Origin of the sequence: Bacillus sp. DB-2, assembly GCF_003315125.1 — a bacterium.
Lineage (GTDB): Bacteria > Bacillota > Bacilli > Bacillales > Bacillaceae_G > Bacillus_A > Bacillus_A mycoides.
Window position 1 is genome coordinate 533,405 of sequence record NZ_QNRN01000001.1, and the last position, 17,248, is coordinate 550,652.

At 37.5% G+C, this 17,248-nt stretch carries 16 protein-coding genes and 1 other annotated feature (1 of these 17 only partly in view); of the genes, 5 read left to right on the top strand and 11 right to left on the bottom strand.

Annotated elements, in window-relative coordinates; genetic code table 11:
* On the bottom strand, nt 1-654 hold the 5' portion of the coding sequence (locus DET63_RS30500; RefSeq protein ID WP_113935776.1) for a VrrB protein. Its footprint begins 567 nt before the window's first position; the window shows 654 of its 1,221 coding nt (coding positions 1-654); it begins with the start codon at nt 652-654; its stop codon lies beyond the left edge, outside the window.
* Between the two features lie 156 nt (nt 655-810).
* Between DET63_RS30500 and DET63_RS02890 the strand changes: the two genes are divergently transcribed.
* Entirely contained in the window at nt 811-1,239 is a 429-nt protein-coding gene (locus DET63_RS02890) for a GNAT family N-acetyltransferase (protein WP_002015699.1), read from the top strand.
* Nucleotides 1,240-1,266: 27 nt separating this feature from the next.
* Here the strand turns inward: DET63_RS02890 and leuS are convergent, their stop codons facing one another.
* From leuS to DET63_RS02940, 10 genes are all read right to left on the bottom strand, one after another.
* The gene (leuS, locus tag DET63_RS02895; RefSeq protein ID WP_113935777.1) at nt 1,267-3,675 is read right to left on the bottom strand and encodes a leucine--tRNA ligase; all 2,409 of its coding nucleotides are present in this window, start codon (nt 3,673-3,675) and stop codon (nt 1,267-1,269) included.
* A 65-nt stretch (nt 3,676-3,740) separates the two neighbouring features.
* Nucleotides 3,741-3,959 (bottom strand) — a binding site (T-box leader).
* 199 nt (nt 3,960-4,158) lie between these two features.
* On the bottom strand, nt 4,159-5,352 hold the full coding sequence (locus DET63_RS02900) for an MDR family MFS transporter (RefSeq protein WP_002089089.1): 1,194 nt from the start codon (nt 5,350-5,352) through the stop codon (nt 4,159-4,161).
* A 261-nt stretch (nt 5,353-5,613) separates the two neighbouring features.
* Entirely contained in the window at nt 5,614-6,837 is a 1,224-nt protein-coding gene (locus DET63_RS02905; protein WP_002167528.1) for a cation:proton antiporter, read from the bottom strand.
* A 3-nt stretch (nt 6,838-6,840) separates the two neighbouring features.
* Nucleotides 6,841-7,338, bottom strand: a complete 498-nt coding sequence (locus DET63_RS02910; protein WP_113935778.1) for a cation:proton antiporter regulatory subunit — start codon at nt 7,336-7,338, stop codon at nt 6,841-6,843.
* 34 nt (nt 7,339-7,372) lie between these two features.
* Nucleotides 7,373-7,939, bottom strand: a complete 567-nt coding sequence (locus DET63_RS02915) for a tyrosine-type recombinase/integrase (RefSeq protein ID WP_113935779.1) — start codon at nt 7,937-7,939, stop codon at nt 7,373-7,375.
* A gap of 346 nt (nt 7,940-8,285) precedes the next feature.
* On the bottom strand, nt 8,286-10,145 hold the full coding sequence (locus DET63_RS02920; protein ID WP_113935780.1) for an FtsX-like permease family protein: 1,860 nt from the start codon (nt 10,143-10,145) through the stop codon (nt 8,286-8,288).
* A gap of 17 nt (nt 10,146-10,162) precedes the next feature.
* Nucleotides 10,163-10,924, bottom strand: a complete 762-nt coding sequence (locus tag DET63_RS02925) for an ABC transporter ATP-binding protein (protein ID WP_002129519.1) — start codon at nt 10,922-10,924, stop codon at nt 10,163-10,165.
* 163 nt (nt 10,925-11,087) lie between these two features.
* Entirely contained in the window at nt 11,088-12,155 is a 1,068-nt protein-coding gene (locus tag DET63_RS02930; protein WP_113935781.1) for a DUF418 domain-containing protein, read from the bottom strand.
* Between the two features lie 136 nt (nt 12,156-12,291).
* Nucleotides 12,292-12,441 (bottom strand): hypothetical protein, encoded by a 150-nt coding sequence (locus tag DET63_RS02935; RefSeq protein WP_001129345.1) that lies wholly within the window; start codon nt 12,439-12,441, stop codon nt 12,292-12,294.
* A gap of 15 nt (nt 12,442-12,456) precedes the next feature.
* Nucleotides 12,457-12,720: a YtzC family protein gene (locus DET63_RS02940; protein WP_002089099.1), complete on the bottom strand. Its 264-nt coding sequence runs from the start codon at nt 12,718-12,720 to the stop codon at nt 12,457-12,459.
* Nucleotides 12,721-12,982: 262 nt separating this feature from the next.
* Between DET63_RS02940 and mnmL the strand changes: the two genes are divergently transcribed.
* The 4 genes from mnmL (at nt 12,983) to DET63_RS02965 (ending at nt 16,925) form a co-directional block, all read left to right on the top strand.
* Complete coding sequence (gene mnmL, locus DET63_RS02945; RefSeq protein WP_002034421.1) at nt 12,983-13,942, top strand: tRNA modification radical SAM protein MnmL/YtqA; 960 nt, start codon at nt 12,983-12,985, stop codon at nt 13,940-13,942.
* Nucleotides 13,939-14,511: a tRNA 5-(aminomethyl)-2-thiouridylate-methyltransferase MnmM gene (gene mnmM / locus DET63_RS02950; RefSeq protein ID WP_113935782.1), complete on the top strand. Its 573-nt coding sequence runs from the start codon at nt 13,939-13,941 to the stop codon at nt 14,509-14,511. The genes mnmL and mnmM overlap by 4 nt, the downstream gene beginning before the upstream one ends.
* 282 nt (nt 14,512-14,793) lie before the next feature.
* Entirely contained in the window at nt 14,794-15,468 is a 675-nt protein-coding gene (locus DET63_RS02955) for an aspartate/glutamate racemase family protein (protein ID WP_113935783.1), read from the top strand.
* Nucleotides 15,469-15,623: 155 nt separating this feature from the next.
* Nucleotides 15,624-16,925, top strand: a complete 1,302-nt coding sequence (locus DET63_RS02965; RefSeq protein WP_113935784.1) for a PepSY-associated TM helix domain-containing protein — start codon at nt 15,624-15,626, stop codon at nt 16,923-16,925.
* Nucleotides 16,926-17,248: the final 323 nt, after the last annotated feature.

Below are 17,248 nucleotides of genomic sequence, written 5' to 3' on the forward strand. Positions count from 1 at the left end.
CTGGTGTTGATGCTGGCCTTGGTGGCCATGATGACCATGGTGTTGATGCTGGCCTTGGTGGCCATGATGACCATGGTGTTGATGCTGGCCTTGGTGACCATGGTGTTGATGTTGACCTTGGTGTGTTTGATAAAGGACAGCCTGCGGATGAATTTGATGATGACCATGATGATGTACTTGTTGTTGATGATGGCCATGATGCTGATGATGGCCGTGGTGTTGATGCTGACCGTGATGGCCGTGATGCTCATGATGTACATGCTGACCGTGATGCTCATGATGCACATGATGACCGTGAACACCTTGAGGGAATCCGCCGATCCCACCAGCTACAACACCAACGCCAGGTACAGGAAATCCTGTTTGTACACCGCCAACGAAAGATGGGAATGTAGTTGGCATACCTACAGGAACTCCTCCTTGTGCACCTCCTACTAGTGCCGGAAATCCTGTTTGCGCTCCAGCTACTGACGTTGGAAATCCTGTTTGTACACCCGCCACTGACGTCGGAAATCCTCCAGCTGCTCCTCCCATCCAACTTGGGATTCCGCCATATCCGTGTTGACCATCTCCTCCCATGAACATCATTTGTCCATAACTATCCGATCCACCTCCGAAGAAGCCATGTGGTGCATTATTGTCCATCCCTTTCATTCCTTTCACCTCTTCTGTTCAATTTAACCTACCTTTTTTATCATATTTTCTATAGAAGAATAGGTGTTTGTCTATATGGGAATTCCGCGCCTTTTTCTTCGTTCTTCATTCATGATAAACTGAATTAACTGATTTTTTTCAAAGGAGGCGTTTTCGTTGGAGAACGTAGCAAAAGCTTCCATCGACGATTTAGATTCAATCTTACATATAGATGTTGATGTAATCGGAGACGATAGTAGACGAGATTATATTAAACACGCTATTGATGAAGGAACCTGCATCATTGCAAAAGAGGACAATTCCATTTCTGGTTTTCTAACATACGATACAAATTTCTTTGGTTATACTTTCCTCTCATTAATCATTGTTTCGCCAACGAAAAGAAGACAAGGTCATGCAAGCTCATTAATCTCATATATGTTAAGACATTCTCCTACTCAAAAAATATTTTCTTCAACGAACAAATCGAATACAAATATGCAAAAAGTTTTTAAAGCAAATGGATTTATGCGTAGTGGAATGATCGAAAACTTAGATGAAGGTGATCCTGAGCTTATTTTTCACGCAAAAAAGCTCAGAGCATAAACGCTCTGAGCTTTTATTAATAATTAATTAGTTTGCAACAACGTTAACAAGTTTTCCAGGAACAACAATTACTTTACGAACTGTTTTTCCTTCAATTTGTTCTTTGATTGCCTCAAGTGCAAGTTGTTCCATTTCTTCTTTTGATGCGTCTTTACTCATTGTTAGTTTTGTGCGAACTTTGCCCATAATTTGAACAACGATTTCAACTTCATCTTCTACAAGTTTAGACTCATCAAATGTTGGCCAGCTTGCATATGTGATTGTTTCACTGTATCCAAGTTTGCTCCATAGTTCTTCCCCGATGTGAGGTGCAACTGGTGCAATCATTTTTACGAAACCTTCTACATATTCTTTCGGAAGTGTTTCAGCTTTGTATGCATCGTTGATGAATACCATCATTTGAGAAATCGCTGTGTTGAAGCGAAGCTCTGCATAGTCTTCTGTTACTTTCTTCACTGTTTGGTGGTAAGCTTTTTCAAGATCTTTGTTTGGTGCATCAGTAATTTTCTCACTTAATTCACCGTTCTCTTGAATGAATAGGCGCCATACGCGGTCTAGGAAGCGACGAGCTCCGTCAAGACCATTTTCAGACCAAGCGATTGAAGCATCTAATGGTCCCATGAACATTTCGTATAGGCGAAGTGTATCTGCACCATGGCTTGCTACGATATCATCCGGGTTTACAACGTTACCTTTTGATTTACTCATTTTCTCGTTGTTTTCACCTAAGATCATACCTTGGTTGAATAATTGTTGGAACGGTTCTTTCGTTGGAACTACACCGATATCATATAATACTTTATGCCAGAAACGAGCATATAGTAAGTGAAGTACTGCGTGCTCTGCTCCGCCGATATAAATATCAACCGGAAGCCATTGTTTTACTTTTTCAGGGTCTACAAGTGCTTCGCTGTTGTTTGGATCGATGTAGCGTAGGTAGTACCAGCAGCTACCAGCCCATTGTGGCATTGTATTTGTTTCACGACGACCTTTTTTACCAGTTTCAGGATCAACAACATTTACCCACTCTTCAATGTTTGCAAGTGGTGATTCACCTGTACCTGAAGGACGAATATTCTCTGTTTTCGGAAGAACTAATGGTAATTCTTCTTCTTTCACAGCTGTCATTGTACCATCTTCCCAATGGATTACTGGAATTGGCTCACCCCAGTAACGTTGGCGACTAAATAACCAGTCACGTAGACGGTACGTTACTTTTTGATTTCCTGCGCTTGTTACTTCAAGCCACTCAATCATTTTTACAATTGCTTCTTCTTTATTTAAACCATCAAGGAATGCTGAGTTTACGTGCGCACCATCACCTGTATATGCTTCTTTCGAAATGTCTCCGCCTTTTACAACTTCCTTCATTGGAAGATTGAACGTTGATGCGAATTCATAGTCACGCTCATCGTGAGCTGGAACTGCCATTACAGCACCTGTTCCGTAAGTTGCAAGAACATAATCAGCGATCCAGATTGGTAATTTCTCACCGTTTACTGGGTTAACTCCGTAAGCACCAGTAAATACACCAGTTTTTTCTTTCGCAAGTTCTGTACGCTCTAAATCGCTCTTCATTTTAACAGAGTTAATGTAAGCTTCTACAGCTTCTTTTTGTTCTGGTGTTGTAATTTCTGCAACAAGCGCATGTTCCGGAGCAAGTACACAGTATGTTGCACCAAATAGTGTATCAGGACGCGTTGTGAAAACTGTGAACTTCTCATCTGTACCGTCGATGTTGAAGTGTACTTCTGCACCTTCAGAACGACCGATCCAGTTACGTTGCATGTCTTTTAAGCTTTCTGGCCAATTAAGTTCATCTAGATCTTCTAATAGACGATCTCCGTAAGCTGTAATTTTTAACATCCACTGTCTCATCGGACGACGCTCAACTGGATGTCCACCGCGCTCACTCTTACCGTCAATGATTTCTTCGTTTGCAAGTACTGTACCAAGTGCTGGACACCAGTTTACAGGCACTTCATCAACGTAAGCTAAACCTTTTTCAAATAGTTTTAGGAAGATCCATTGTGTCCACTTGTAGTAGGTTGGATCTGTTGTATTTACTTCACGATCCCAATCGTAAGAGAAGCCTAATGCTTTAATTTGATTACGGAACGTATTAATATTAAGCTCTGTAAATTCAGCCGGGCTGTTCCCAGTATCAAGTGCATATTGCTCTGCTGGAAGACCGAATGCATCCCATCCCATTGGATGAAGAACGTTATATCCTTGCATACGCTTCATACGAGATAAAATATCTGTCGCTGTATAACCTTCTGGATGACCTACGTGTAAGCCTGCACCTGATGGATATGGGAACATATCTAGTGCATAAAATTTTGGTTTTTCTGTTTCATCTGGCGTACGGAATGTTTTATTCTCTTCCCAATGCCCTTGCCACTTCTTCTCAATTTCTTGATGATTAAAGCTCATGAGATACCCTCCTTGAAATTCTATTTATTTTCACCGCCCAAAATACAAAAAACCTCTCATCCCTAGAAAGGGACGAGAGGTTATAGATTCCCGCGGTACCACCCTAAATTAATGTAATAAATACATTCGCTTAGATCCGTAACGTGGATTAACGGCAATTGCTACTAATGATTTCACAACTGCAACTCAAAGGCGAGTTCATAACGAAACGTGGATTGACTTGCACCGACCGTCAACTCTCTAAACCAGCTTCTATTACTACTACTCCTTCTCACTGTTATTACAAATATAAGTTAATGTGAACTACCCACCACTTAGTATCTCTTAAGAGCTTACTTGAAGCGGGGGGCTTCTCGGTTAATCGTTACTCTTGCTAACTAACGAATTCGTCTTAGGACAGCCGAGCTAACTCCCTTGTTCCAAAGGATATTTTATTACTATTTATTTAAATATATTCTAAAACATGTTGCATGTTCCGTCAAACTAAACTGCAATTTTTTCTTCAACTGTTTCTTCTACTTTTACTCGTCTATCATAAATACTCGTTGCTATAAGCGCTACTACAAGCATTACCATGATCGCAATAAACAATACTTCCATATTGTATAAGTCAACAATCGCTCCGCCAACGACCGGTCCGAACATTTTCCCTACAGTCGCTGCGCTATTTACAACACCTTGATAAAATCCTAGCTTATCTTTCGGTGCAAGTATATTTGCGATGGTCGGAACTGCCGGCCATACGAATAATTCACCAATTGTTAATGTCACCATCGCAACGAGAAACATCGTAAATTGCTGCGCTTGACTTAACACAATAAATGACGCCGCAAAAATGACGATTCCAATCATAATTTGTTGTTTTAAAGAACGCTTCATCCAGCGAATTAACATACTAACAAGTGGCTGCGCACAAACAATCATCGCTCCGTTTATCGTCCATAATAAACTATAATGGCGGAGGCTAATATCTAATTCCCGCATATGAGTCGCAATTGCCCCTTGCCACTGTACGTATGTAACCCAGCATAAAGCATATGCTACACATACGATTAGAAGCGCTTTGAAGCCAGGTGTAAGTGACCAACCTTTTTTCGTTTCGGCTTCTTTTTGTACCTCTTGCTCTTTTTTTGCTTCCATACCACGAAATCCAATAAACGCAATTAAGAAGAAAATAAAATATAAAATAAAGTTCGCTAAGAAAATATAATCAAAACGATAAGACGCAACTAATCCACCGCACGCTGTTCCAATCGCAATCCCAACGTTTTGTCCAACATACATTGCATTGAACGCTCGTCTCCCGCCTTCTGGCCAAACCGTACCGACCATCGCATACATCGATGGAAACACCATTCCAGAACCGAATCCGATTAATGCTAGCCACACAACATATAATGGCCAACCATGGAAAAATACAAGACCTAAAATCGATACAAGTGTAATGACAATCCCTACTAAAATTGATTTATAACCGCCCCATTTATCAAATAAAACACCGCCGAGCAAGTTTCCAATTACACCAGTAAGCGAGTTAATCATTAATACCATTCCGGCTACTGATAAAGATTTCCCTAAACTATCATGTAAGTAAATTGTATTAAAAGGCCATAAAAAAGAAGCACCCGTGACATTAATAATCATCCCAGCTACTAATAGCCATACTTTCCTTGGCATAGTCTCCCCTCCTATTCTCTTTTTTTTCGTTCATATATATAACAGTAAAATTGTAGTCGTTTTTAAATAGGAAGGCAACTGATTAATAGTTGATGAAATTCAGATAATAGGATGTCGGTAAATGAAATTATATTGATTGCCACTTAAAAATATATCAGCGATTTTCTAATTATATCGACTTACCGACAAAAAACGACATCAGTAACAATATATAAATAAGGGAAGACTGCATAAACTTCATGCAGTCTTCCCTTATTTATACTATCCAACTTCCTTTTTACGTTTTGCACTTTCTTTAGCACTCCATTTAAATATTTTGTCTAGTAGAGAGTATATTCTCCCAGACTCCTTCGTTAATAATGGTCCTAACGACGCCAATATTAAAACATATAAAGCTGAGAATGGTTTAATCGTTGCCATTAAGCCACCCGCTATTCCAAGATTCGCGACAATAATGGAGAATTCCCCACGTGATATAAGTGTTAAACCGATATTCGTAGAAGCCTTATGCGATAACCCGGCTTTACGCCCTGCAATCATTCCAGCTGTAAAATTACCGATGAGAGTAATGAAAACTGCTCCTAATGCCAACCATACTGCTCCTCCAAGCGAAAACGGATCTATACTTAAACCGAAGCTGAAGAAAAATATAGCTCCAAAGAAATCACGAAACGGGACGACGAGATGCTCGATTCGATCACTATGCTCTGTTTCTGAAAAGACGAGCCCTAACAATAAAGCCCCAATCGCTTCCGCAACATGAATTGTTTCTGAAAATCCTGCTACAAAGAATAAAATAGCGAATATTACGATAATAAAAATTTCGTTTGACGAAATATCTAATACTTTATTTAGAAACGGCGTAGCTTTTCTAGCGATTACAAAGAATAGTAACATATACCCTACCGCGATTAACACCGATGTAAGAGCACCTACAAATGATGTTGCGCCACCGAGTACTAACCCTGAAACGACTGATAAATATACAGCTAAAAAGATATCATCAAACATAATGATTCCTAATATTAATTCAGTCTCTTTATTACCAGATCTTCTTAAATCAACAATTACTTTTGCAACAATTGCACTCGATGAGATTGTAATAATTCCAGCAATAATTAACGTTTCTAATAAGGGGAAGCCCATAACATATCCATAAAGTAAACCTAATATGAAATTAAGCGATATATGAACACTACCCCCAAAAGCAATCGACTTTCCTGATTTAATTAATTTTTTTATTGAGAATTCTAAACCTAAATAGAATAAGAGGAATATGACGCCAACACGGCCGAGGAAGGAAATAACTTCTCCGCTTTCAATAAACCTTAAATCGATAAGTCCTAAATCTGGGGCATGAGGCCCCACTAACATACCGAGTATAATGAGAAACGGAATAATCGAGAACTTTAACTTCGCAGCGAGGATAGCTGCAAAAGCTACTAATACTAACGCAGTTCCAACTTCAAAGATTAAAGTATCCATCGATTAGGAATCACCTCCTGCTGAAAGCAATTCATTAATAATTCTTTTCACTTCATGTCTCGCGCCTGACAATACGAGCATATCGCCAGCTTCAATAATAGAGTCCGGACCTGGATTAAAGAATTTCTTCATATTCTTTTTCAAAATAGCAATAATCGTTACGTTATATGTTTTTCTGACATGTAAGCTACCAATTGTTTGTTGTACTACTGGTGCATTATTCTCCACCTTAAACCATTCAATTGATAATCCTTCAAAAGCCATCTCAATTGTGTCTAGCGCTTGCGGCCTATATACCATTCCGCCTAATATAGCCGCAATTTGTCTCGCTTCAGAATCACGAAGAGAAATGCTTGAAATACTCTCATCGTGATCCGCATCAAAATGATACATTTCTCTTCGGCCATCATCATGAATAACGATAACCATTTTTTCATTACCTTTTGTGATTACTTCAAACTTACAACCAATGCCCGGTAGTTCACTCTCTCTAATATTCATATTTTCCGCCTCCTAAAGTTTTTAGTTACGGCTTTTACAAATCTACATCAATCTCTGTTTTAAACTTCTCATCTTTTGAGATTCCTAAATACTTGAGCGTTTCTGATGGAGTTGCGTGATGAAAATGCTTTTGCAATAGCGCAATCGCTATTCCTCTTTTGTACGCATGAAATCCAAATGTTTTTCGCATTGAATTCGTTCCAATCTTTCCAACAATCCCAACCGCTTCAGCTGCGCTATGGATAACACGATATGCTTGTTGGCGTGAGATTGAATTTGTCGTTTTATTAGATTGAAATACGTAGTTTTCTCTTTGAGCATCAATAGATTTTACATACTCTAAAAGGGCTTCTTTTACTTTTGTATTTAAATAAATATCTTGTTTAAATTTTTCATCTTTCACAGGAAGAGAATAAAACTCTTTAACAGTCTTATCTCCATTTAATACCTCTTCAAATTTCATACTAAGTAGCTCAGTGATTTTTAATCCAGTGTTAATTCCAATAACAAATAAAAGATAATCTCGCTGCGAGTGCTCTTTTAAATACTTTTTCATAGCCTCAATTTGGTTTATATCTTTTAATGCTTCTACAACTTCCATACATGTATTCTCCTCATCTTATGAACGGTAATTTTCTCATCATGTTGTCCATTTTACCTTATCACGCTATGAGATTTCCATGTATTATCCATTATTTTCACAATATACTCTTACGACAATTTTTCATTTGGAAATTTATGATTGTACAAATACGGTGTGGGTAGAAAAAATAGGGGGAGTACAAGTTCAGCTTCTTTCTACAGATCGGATTCCTCCTTTCATTTTTCGGTTGCTGATACTTTCATATTATGTTACTTATTTACATTATATTATATATTTCAGTAACATTAAAGTATTTTTTCTGAAAATACAAAAAGCCGAGCACTTTCACTCGGCTTTTTACCTATTAATCTTCTTTCGGAAGAACAATTCCTTTATACAATTGAACTGTAATGAAGTAATAAATCGCATAAATTACTACGAAAATTACGATTGGAACCCAAATGCGGAAGTACGGATCGACTAAAATAAATCCGAAAATATTCATACCAACTAATACGTGAGCAATACCCACAATTGCCGGGAATAAGAATACTAAGAATAACTCTTTATAAATTGATTTCGTTAATAATTCACGGCGCACACCGATTTTACGAAGCATTTGATAACGCGTAATATCTTTTGATGCACCAGAAAGAATTTTAAACATTAAACAACTTGCCATCATTGCTAAGAATGCAATTCCAAGGAAGAATCCCATAAACACTGTTCCGCTCGCAACGCCGTAGAACATGTCGTAAGCTTGATATTTACTATCTAATCTTTCAGCTTTTACATTTTTATATTTATCTAGTTGCAACTCGTCAAGTTTTTTCCATTCTTTTGTGTATGCTACAAAATCATCTGTTTTTCCTGTAAATACAATTCCTTCTTTACCACTTACAGTATCATACATTTTTTGATCTACAATTTTAATTGCATGATTCTCATATACGTAAAATGGTTGGATTGTTCTGAAAGCCTCATCCCATTCTTCTGGAAGTTCTTTAGTGTTCGCATCTTTTTCATTCATTTCTCTAGAAACTGCACCTACTGGTAGTTCCTCTGAAACTTTTTTCGTATTCACTAAATCCTTCATTGACTTCATATTTGCCATATCTTTTACGAAAGGACGATTTTTCTCTAAGTCTTCTTTTACATAGTAAACGTATTTATCATCAACTTTGTAACGATATTCACTTTTCTCTTTAAATGTAATACCATCCAAAATTTTCTTTTCATCAGCTGTTGGATTATGAACCACTGAATCATAGATTACTAAACCATCAACCATTTTTATAACGTTATTTTTAAACGCCATACCACCTGAAATTGCACCCGCTCCAAGAGCAACTAACATCGCTACCGTCGCAAGTACTTTCGTTAAGCTATTAATACGGAAATTTAATTGTGCAAACGTAAAAGCATTAAGTCCTTTTTCACTACGTTTTTTATTACTCTTTAACTTTCTAATGATAACTGGGAGAAGTGATCCAAATAGCATGTAAGTACCAGCTGTTGTTGTAATTAATGCAATAAGGATTCCCATTTCTCTTAGCTTTTCCATATAAATCATTGATGCATAGCCAATTCCTAATAAAATAACTGCAAGGAATGCAACTACGCCTGTCATTTTCCCTTTTACCGCAACACGTTCTGTTTGTGCATCTGCATGTACAAGTTGCAGTACTGAAATACGTGATAACTTAATACTGTTCATAATTGCTGATAATACAAATAGTGCAAAGAAGAAGATGCAAGTAACAGTCATAGATGGAAGGTAAAATGCTTTATACCCTTCACCAGCAAATTCTAATTGTTTCATTAATAGCTGTCCGATACCTTCTGCAAGTCCTACACCAACTGTAAGTCCAATCGCAAGAGACGCAGCACCTAATACAATCGTTTCAATAAACATAAGTAATGTAACTTTATGCTTTTTTGCACCTAACATCATGTACATACCAAACTCTTTTTGACGAAGAGATAATAAGAAAGAGTTTGCATATAAAATGTAGAAGAACGTTATAATTGCTAATAAAAATGACCCTGCTTGGAATACGAAACCAATAGACTTAATAACAGAATTGGATTCGATAAATGCTTTATTCAGCGCTAACGTTTGGAACATATAAAAAATTGAAATCGACATGACAAGACCAACAAGTAAGACAATATAATCTTTCAGCTTACTCTTTAGCCCTGACATGGAAAGTTTAAATAACATGCCCTAGACCTCCCTTCTTACGCTTTTTGTGTGCCTAAGTCCGCAAGCACATCTAAAATTTCTTTATAAAATTCTTCACGCGTACCACCGCGGTGAATTTCTTTATATAGCTCACCATCTTGAATGAATAAAATACGCTGACAGTAACTTGCACTATATGGATCATGCGTAACCATCATAATAGATACACCTTGTTCTTCATTTAAGTTTGTCATCGCATCAAGTAAACTCGCTGCATTTTTAGAATCAAGAGCTCCTGTTGGCTCGTCCCCTAAAATAATTGCTGGTTCATGCACTAGAGCACGTGCTGCCGCTGAACGCTGCTTTTGTCCACCAGATACTTCAGTTGGATACTTTTGAAGAATTTCTGTAATCCCTAACATATCCGCTACCTTCTCTACTTTCGGTCCAATATTACGTGATGAAACACCTTGAAGTGAAAGTGGAAGTGCAATGTTCTCATAAATAGATAAGTTCTCTAATAAGTTGAAGTCTTGGAAAATGAATCCTAACTTTTGCGAACGGAAATCAGAAAGCTCACCTTGCTTCATTTTCGTAATGTCCGTACCCGCAATTTCAACAACGCCACCCGTGGCTTTATCAAGCGTTGAAATTACATTTAATAATGTCGTTTTACCAGAACCAGATGGTCCCATAATACCAACAAACTCACCCTCTTGAATTGAGAATGAAACACCTTTTAACGCATGTGATTGGTTCTCACCTTTTTTACCGTACACTTTTTGAACGTTTTTCACGTCTACAACTGGTTTCGTCATATATATCCTCCTACGCTTGTTTTTCCATTACCTATTTTGCGCCTTTTGGAGAGGAACTGCTATTTGTTAACATTACATTTACCTTACACTTTTGTAATATAAAAAAGGTGCGCTTGTAAGGTAAGCTTTTTCTTTTTGATTAACTTCGTTGATAATTGAAATTTTATCGGCGATTCGACAAGGAATATCGATTTACCGACAAAAGATGAAAATAAAAAAAAGGTGTTACCGTCCAATACGTAATAACACGCCAAATCCATTCTAATGGACCCATTTTAAAGATTTTCATCCAAATCACACTGAAAATAATTTGAATTGCATAAATTGCGATACACACATATAGCGTCTGCATGTACGTTAAGTTTCCTGCAAAATTAAATACACTGCCTGCAATTAAAATCATTGCAGTTTGTCCAATATAATTTGTTAAAGCCATACGACCATAGTATTTCAGTGGCGCTAACAATGCTTGAACTGGTTTTAACTGAAGTAATAAAATTAATGCTCCTACATAGAAAGCTGAAATAATTGGTCCAACTGTAACACCAATTTTTAAAAACTGACCTGCAGCATCCATTGTTCCATCCTCAGTCATAAGTATCATATTTACAAATGGTTCAGCAGGAACATGCCCATATTGATACCATAAAGCTATCACACTTAAAACAAACATAACGCCTGTAAAAATAGCGACTTGCTTTATTTTCGCTGAAAGATTTTCAAATACTTTGTATTGTCCTGCAGCAAGACCTAATAAAATTAAACCTACAGGCAATAATTCCTTAGCCGCCATAATACTAAAAACTATCGTAAGAATAAGACCGATTACTAAATTTATTTGCTTCTTCACTTTATAAAATGGTAAAGTGACTAATCCACAAATTGCGTATAACGCTAGTGCTTCCCCAGGCTGAAACATTTGATGAATCAAACCAAAAATAAATAGTGCAACTAAGCGACGTAGAAATAGAACATATCCATTCTTCCCTTTCGCAATTGCTCTTGTAATGAAGATATAGAATCCTACTCCAAATAAGAATGAAAAGATTGAGAAGAAACGACCTTCTACAAATAAGTATAGAAACCTTTGATAACTTGCATCCACTGTATTAGGGTCTGGAACTTTAATATTAAGTAACGCCAAAATATTTACTAAAATAATCCCCAGTAATGCGAAGCCACGAATGTAATCTAACTCATCAATTCGTTTGTTTGTAATATTGTTCCCCATAATGCAACTCCTTGTCCAAAATTAAATCCTCCCCTACTCTACTGGAAAAGTAAGCTTACAGCTATCGACAAACCTTACAGAAATCTTACATTATTGTCATATAGCAAAATAAAACCAGGTCATATTGCGACCTGGTTTACTCTGATTGCTTTGATCTTTGAGGTTGTCCCTTTTTACTATTACGCTGTTTCACTTGAACAACTGGATCAAGTTCATTTGAAAACTCAGCGTTATGTCCATTTTGCGTTTTTTGCTCTGGATTATTTTGATCTGAACGTTTCGCCATTACATTCACTCCTTATTAGTGCGGTGTAATAATCATTTGATGTTGCAATTGGCGAATTGCCATACGTGCTCTATTTAACTGCTCACGCTGCTCATCATTCGCATGTTGCTGCATAGTTTGTAAGTCGTTATATGCTTGTTCTAATTGTAACTGAGCATCCGAATACTCCATCGTATTGTAATGCTCTTGTCTCATGCCTTGGTCTAATTGTTCTTTCGCATATTCCACCGCTTGTTCTGCCTGTGTAATATACTCTTCAAGTGATTGACGCTCTGCCATAATTGTCCCTCCTTGCTTCAATTCCCCTTTAGTGTGTCCCTTCCATATGAACCTTATGAGTATGTTATAATGGATTTTGTTTCATCCCGCATTAACGGGCAGTAAGACCTCTACCTCAAAATTTGGATGAAACAAAAAAAGGTAGGTGGGAGCTCAACTGCCCGTAAACGCCCGATTCGTTCAACTAATAATCAGTGGGGGGAACAAAACCCCCACTGATTAAAGTTTCACTTTATTTTGACTCGTCTTAGGAGGGAAAGTAATGAAGGTTCAAAACCCTTTTCCATATACAAACGACAATAAACGTTATCATACATGGAATTACCACTTACGAAATGAATTTGGTGAAAAAATCTTTAAAGTTTCATTAGATGCTGGCTTCGATTGCCCGAACCGTGACGGTACGGTTGCTTACGGTGGTTGCACGTTTTGTAGTGCTGCTGGATCTGGTGACTTCGCTGGTGATCGCCGCGATGATGTTATAACGCAGTATCATGAAATGAAAGAAAAAATGCGCTCAAAGTGGAAAGACGGAAAATGTATCGCTTATTTCCAGGCTTACACAAATACACATGCACCACTTGAAGTGTTAAAAGAAAAATTCGAACCGCTTCTAGCAGAAAAAGACGTTGTCGGTCTTTCTATCGCAACTCGTCCAGATTGTTTACCAGACGATGTCGTTGAATATTTAGCGGACTTAAATAAACGTACGTATCTTTGGGTTGAACTCGGACTACAAACTGTTCATGAACGCACTGCAAATCTTATTAATCGCGCTCACGATTATCCATCTTATGTGGAAGGCGTAAATAAATTACGCAAACATGGCATTAGAGTTTGCTCTCATATTATTAACGGTCTTCCCCTTGAAGATTACGACATGATGATGGAAACAACTCGTGAAGTAGCAAAACTTGACGTACAAGGAATTAAAATTCATTTACTTCATTTATTAAAAGGAACGCCAATGGTGAAGCAATACGAAAAAGGACAATTAGAATTCCTTTCTCTTGAAGATTACGTAAGTCTTGTTGTTGATCAACTTGAAATTATTCCAGAAGACGTAATTGTGCACCGCATCACAGGTGACGGTCCACCTGATTTAATGATCGGTCCAATGTGGAGCTTAAATAAATGGGAAGTATTAAATTCCATCGATGCAGAATTTGTACGCCGCGGAAGCTGGCAAGGAAAATATGCAAATGAGGAGAAACAAAAATGAAATTAGAACGTGTATTACCGTTTGCTCGCTCGCTGCTGCAAACGGCTGTTAAAGAAGACGATTACGCAGTAGATGCAACGCTTGGCAATGGACATGACACTTGCTTCCTAGCTGAAATCGTTGGGGATAACGGAAAAGTATTTGGATTTGATATTCAAAAAGAAGCAATCGAAAGCTCTACTATCCGCCTGAAAGAAAAAGAACTTTTCGAACGTACTGTTTTAGTTCATGGTAGTCACGATACACTTCTATCCATATTACCAGACGACGCAAAAGGAAAAGTAACAGGAGCAATCTTCAACTTAGGTTACCTTCCTGGCGGTGACAAGCATATTGTCACAAAACCGAACTCAACAATCTCAGCCATCGAACAATTATTAAGCGTAATGGCACCTGAAGGTATCATCGTTCTTGTCATTTACCACGGACATCCAGAAGGACAAGTAGAACGCGACGCTGTACTTAAATTTGCAGAAGAACTAGATCAAAAAGAAGCTCACGTACTAAGATACGGCTTCATTAACCAGCAAAATAACCCGCCATTTATTGTGGCGATTGAGAAGCGATAAAGTGAAACTTTAATCAGTGGGGGTTTTGTTCACCCCCCACTGATTATTAGCCTTCACCAATCGGGCGTTTACGGGCAGCACGACTCCCACCTAACTTCTTTGCTCCAGCCAAATTTTGAGGTGGGAGTTTTACTGCCCGTTAATGCGGGATAATATATCGACGATTTTACCGATATATCTATTATTCGACACAACATAACAGAAAAAGACGTGCACTCACTGCACGTCTTTTTCTTATTCTCCTATATAATGGATGTATACACTATTAAAGGGGACTAAACAATGATTGGAATACTAGCAGGAATGGGTCCAAAATCAACCGGACCATTCGTCGATACAGTTGTAGCAGGGTGCCAAACAATATATGGAGCAAAGCATGATATGGACTTTCCTCATATGATGATTTATTCGTGCCCAACACCGTTTTATATGGATCGCCCTATTGATCATGCGGCGATGAAAAAAGCGATTATTGAAGGAGCGCAAAGACTTGAAAGTACTGGTGTAGATTTCATCGCAATGCCATGTAATACAGCGCATCTTTATTTCGAGGAATTACAGCGTTCTATTACCATTCCTATTTTGAATATAGTCGATGAGACGTTAAAAGCAATTCCTGAAAATACAAAAAGAGTCGCTCTTCTTGCAACAGAAGCGACTGTTCAAGCAGGTATTTACCAAGACGGGATTACAAAACGTAATATAGAATACATTCATCATGAAAAATGGCAGACAATGATTAATCAAATTATTACTTGTATTAAAGGCGGAGAAATTGAGGAAGCTCGCAAATTATGGAGTGTGCTCATTTTACAGTTAAAAGACGAAGTAGATACCGCTATTATCGCATGTACCGATTTGAATGTGGTGGTGAGTGAGGACTTTGTTGATTCCGCTCAATGTCTTGCGAAAGCGGTTGTTAGGATCTATGCATCAAATATAAAAAGGTCTTCATAAACATAGAACACATCCCTTTTGAGATGTGCTTTGTGTTTGATAAAAATCCCCAAAACTTTTAACTTTTTTCACAATTCCTTCAAAGTAATCACACTTAATCTCGCTATATTAAATAAGTAGTTTATTCATATAGGGAAGGTTAGGGGAACTGTCGTATGAAACAAAATCGTTCGCTTCATTATATTTTTTGGCGTTGGCATTTTTATGCCGGGCTTTTTATTACGCCGCTTCTTATTACTTTGTCACTGAGCGGAATTGGGTATTTATTTCGGGAAGAAGTTGAAGATTTCATCTATAAAGATTTATATTTTGGGAAGAGCGCCCAAACAGAATCTATTTCGATGTCTGATTTGCTTTTCTTAACAGAGAAAAAATATCCACATTATAGTGTGGCGAAAATTAGTGAGTTTAATGGGGATTATAATACTAGGCTTACGATTGCTAATGAATATACAGGAAAGCAAAAATTTGTGTATTTAGATAGCAATAATCAAATTGTTGGGGATCAAAATGCAGCTGAAACGTTTGCCAATATAATGCGGGAATTACATAGTTCCCTTTTAGTCGGTGGCACTGTCGTCAATTATATTGTAGAACTTGCAGCGTGCTGGACAATCTTTTTAATTGTAACCGGGTTGTATATGAGTATACGCCAATTCAAAAACACACCAGCATCCAATAAGCGAGAAAAAGCAAAACGACGTCATTCTATTATCGGTATTATATTTACAATTCCTCTCGTTCTTTTAGTTGCATCAGGTTTACCTTGGTCAGGATTTATGGGTAACCAAATTTATAAAATCGCAGCGTCGAATGAATCAATCGGATATCCGAAATTGTATATGGCACCACCTGAATCAAAGGTAAAAGAATTACCCTGGGCAACAAGAAAAGAAGCTCCTCCGGAATCAAACTCAAATGAACCAAAAGCAATTTCAGTTGATGAATTACAAAAAGGAATTGAAATAAAGAAGCCATACGTTATCTCACTACCGACTGATCCGAAAGGTGTATTCACTGTTTCGAAATCAAGCGGTTCCGGTATTACGGGTATGGATGTGGCACCAAATGAAGAAATAACAGCTTACTTTGATCAATATAGCGGAGAACTCATTTCGAAAACGGACTATCGTGATTATGGATTGTTTGCACAATGGTTCACTTACGGTATCCCGCTTCACGAAGGACATTTATTCGGATGGCCAAATAAAATATTATGCTTACTAACGACGTTATCTTTATTACTTCTTATTTATTACGGAGTAAAAATGTGGTTAGCGAGAAAACCGAAAGGAAAATTAGCAGCACCTCCTAAGCAAAGAGATAAGAAAAGCACATTCGTTTTCTTTATCATGATGGTTATACTAGGCGCTGTCATGCCTTTATTCGGACTATCTGTTTTAGTTATTTTCGCGATTGAACTTCTCATATATGTATTTTCAAAAATACGATCATAGTAAAAAGGGCAGTCCAAAAAATCTAATTTTGGACTGTCCCTTTTTCATTATTGAGCAAAATTGCAACAACACATGAAATTATATCGACTTAACTACAAAATACGACAATAGGAAAAGACCATCCCAAAATACCTTTTGATATTATCCCCTTTAGGTAGACAGTGTAAAAAGACCATGTACATACATGGATGTTACACTATTACTTGGAGGGGATTTTTCATGACTAAGAAAGGCTTAACTTTTAATATATATTCAGAAGAATTAAAGTTATCAGCTGTTCAAAGTTATTTAAACGGAGAAGGAAGTTACAATACGATAAAGGA

Bases quoted from the DNA above. Each gene is read 5' to 3' on its own strand.
- DET63_RS02910 (WP_113935778.1), bottom strand. From the start codon at position 7,338: ATGAATATTAGAGAGAGTGAACTACCGGGCATTGGTTGTAAGTTTGAA.
- DET63_RS02930 (WP_113935781.1), bottom strand. From the start codon at position 12,155: ATGGGGAACAATATTACAAACAAACGAATTGATGAGTTAGATTACATT.
- leuS (WP_113935777.1), bottom strand. From the start codon at position 3,675: ATGAGCTTTAATCATCAAGAAATTGAGAAGAAGTGGCAAGGGCATTGG.
- DET63_RS02935 (WP_001129345.1), bottom strand. From the start codon at position 12,441: ATGGCGAAACGTTCAGATCAAAATAATCCAGAGCAAAAAACGCAAAAT.
- DET63_RS02905 (WP_002167528.1), bottom strand. From the start codon at position 6,837: ATGGATACTTTAATCTTTGAAGTTGGAACTGCGTTAGTATTAGTAGCT.
- DET63_RS02900 (WP_002089089.1), bottom strand. From the start codon at position 5,352: ATGCCAAGGAAAGTATGGCTATTAGTAGCTGGGATGATTATTAATGTC.
- mnmM (WP_113935782.1), top strand. From the start codon at position 13,939: ATGAAATTAGAACGTGTATTACCGTTTGCTCGCTCGCTGCTGCAAACG.
- DET63_RS02955 (WP_113935783.1), top strand. From the start codon at position 14,794: ATGATTGGAATACTAGCAGGAATGGGTCCAAAATCAACCGGACCATTC.
- DET63_RS02920 (WP_113935780.1), bottom strand. From the start codon at position 10,145: ATGTTATTTAAACTTTCCATGTCAGGGCTAAAGAGTAAGCTGAAAGAT.
- DET63_RS02940 (WP_002089099.1), bottom strand. From the start codon at position 12,720: ATGGCAGAGCGTCAATCACTTGAAGAGTATATTACACAGGCAGAACAA.
- DET63_RS02925 (WP_002129519.1), bottom strand. From the start codon at position 10,924: ATGACGAAACCAGTTGTAGACGTGAAAAACGTTCAAAAAGTGTACGGT.
- mnmL (WP_002034421.1), top strand. From the start codon at position 12,983: ATGAAGGTTCAAAACCCTTTTCCATATACAAACGACAATAAACGTTAT.
- DET63_RS02965 (WP_113935784.1), top strand. From the start codon at position 15,624: ATGAAACAAAATCGTTCGCTTCATTATATTTTTTGGCGTTGGCATTTT.
- DET63_RS02915 (WP_113935779.1), bottom strand. From the start codon at position 7,939: ATGGAAGTTGTAGAAGCATTAAAAGATATAAACCAAATTGAGGCTATG.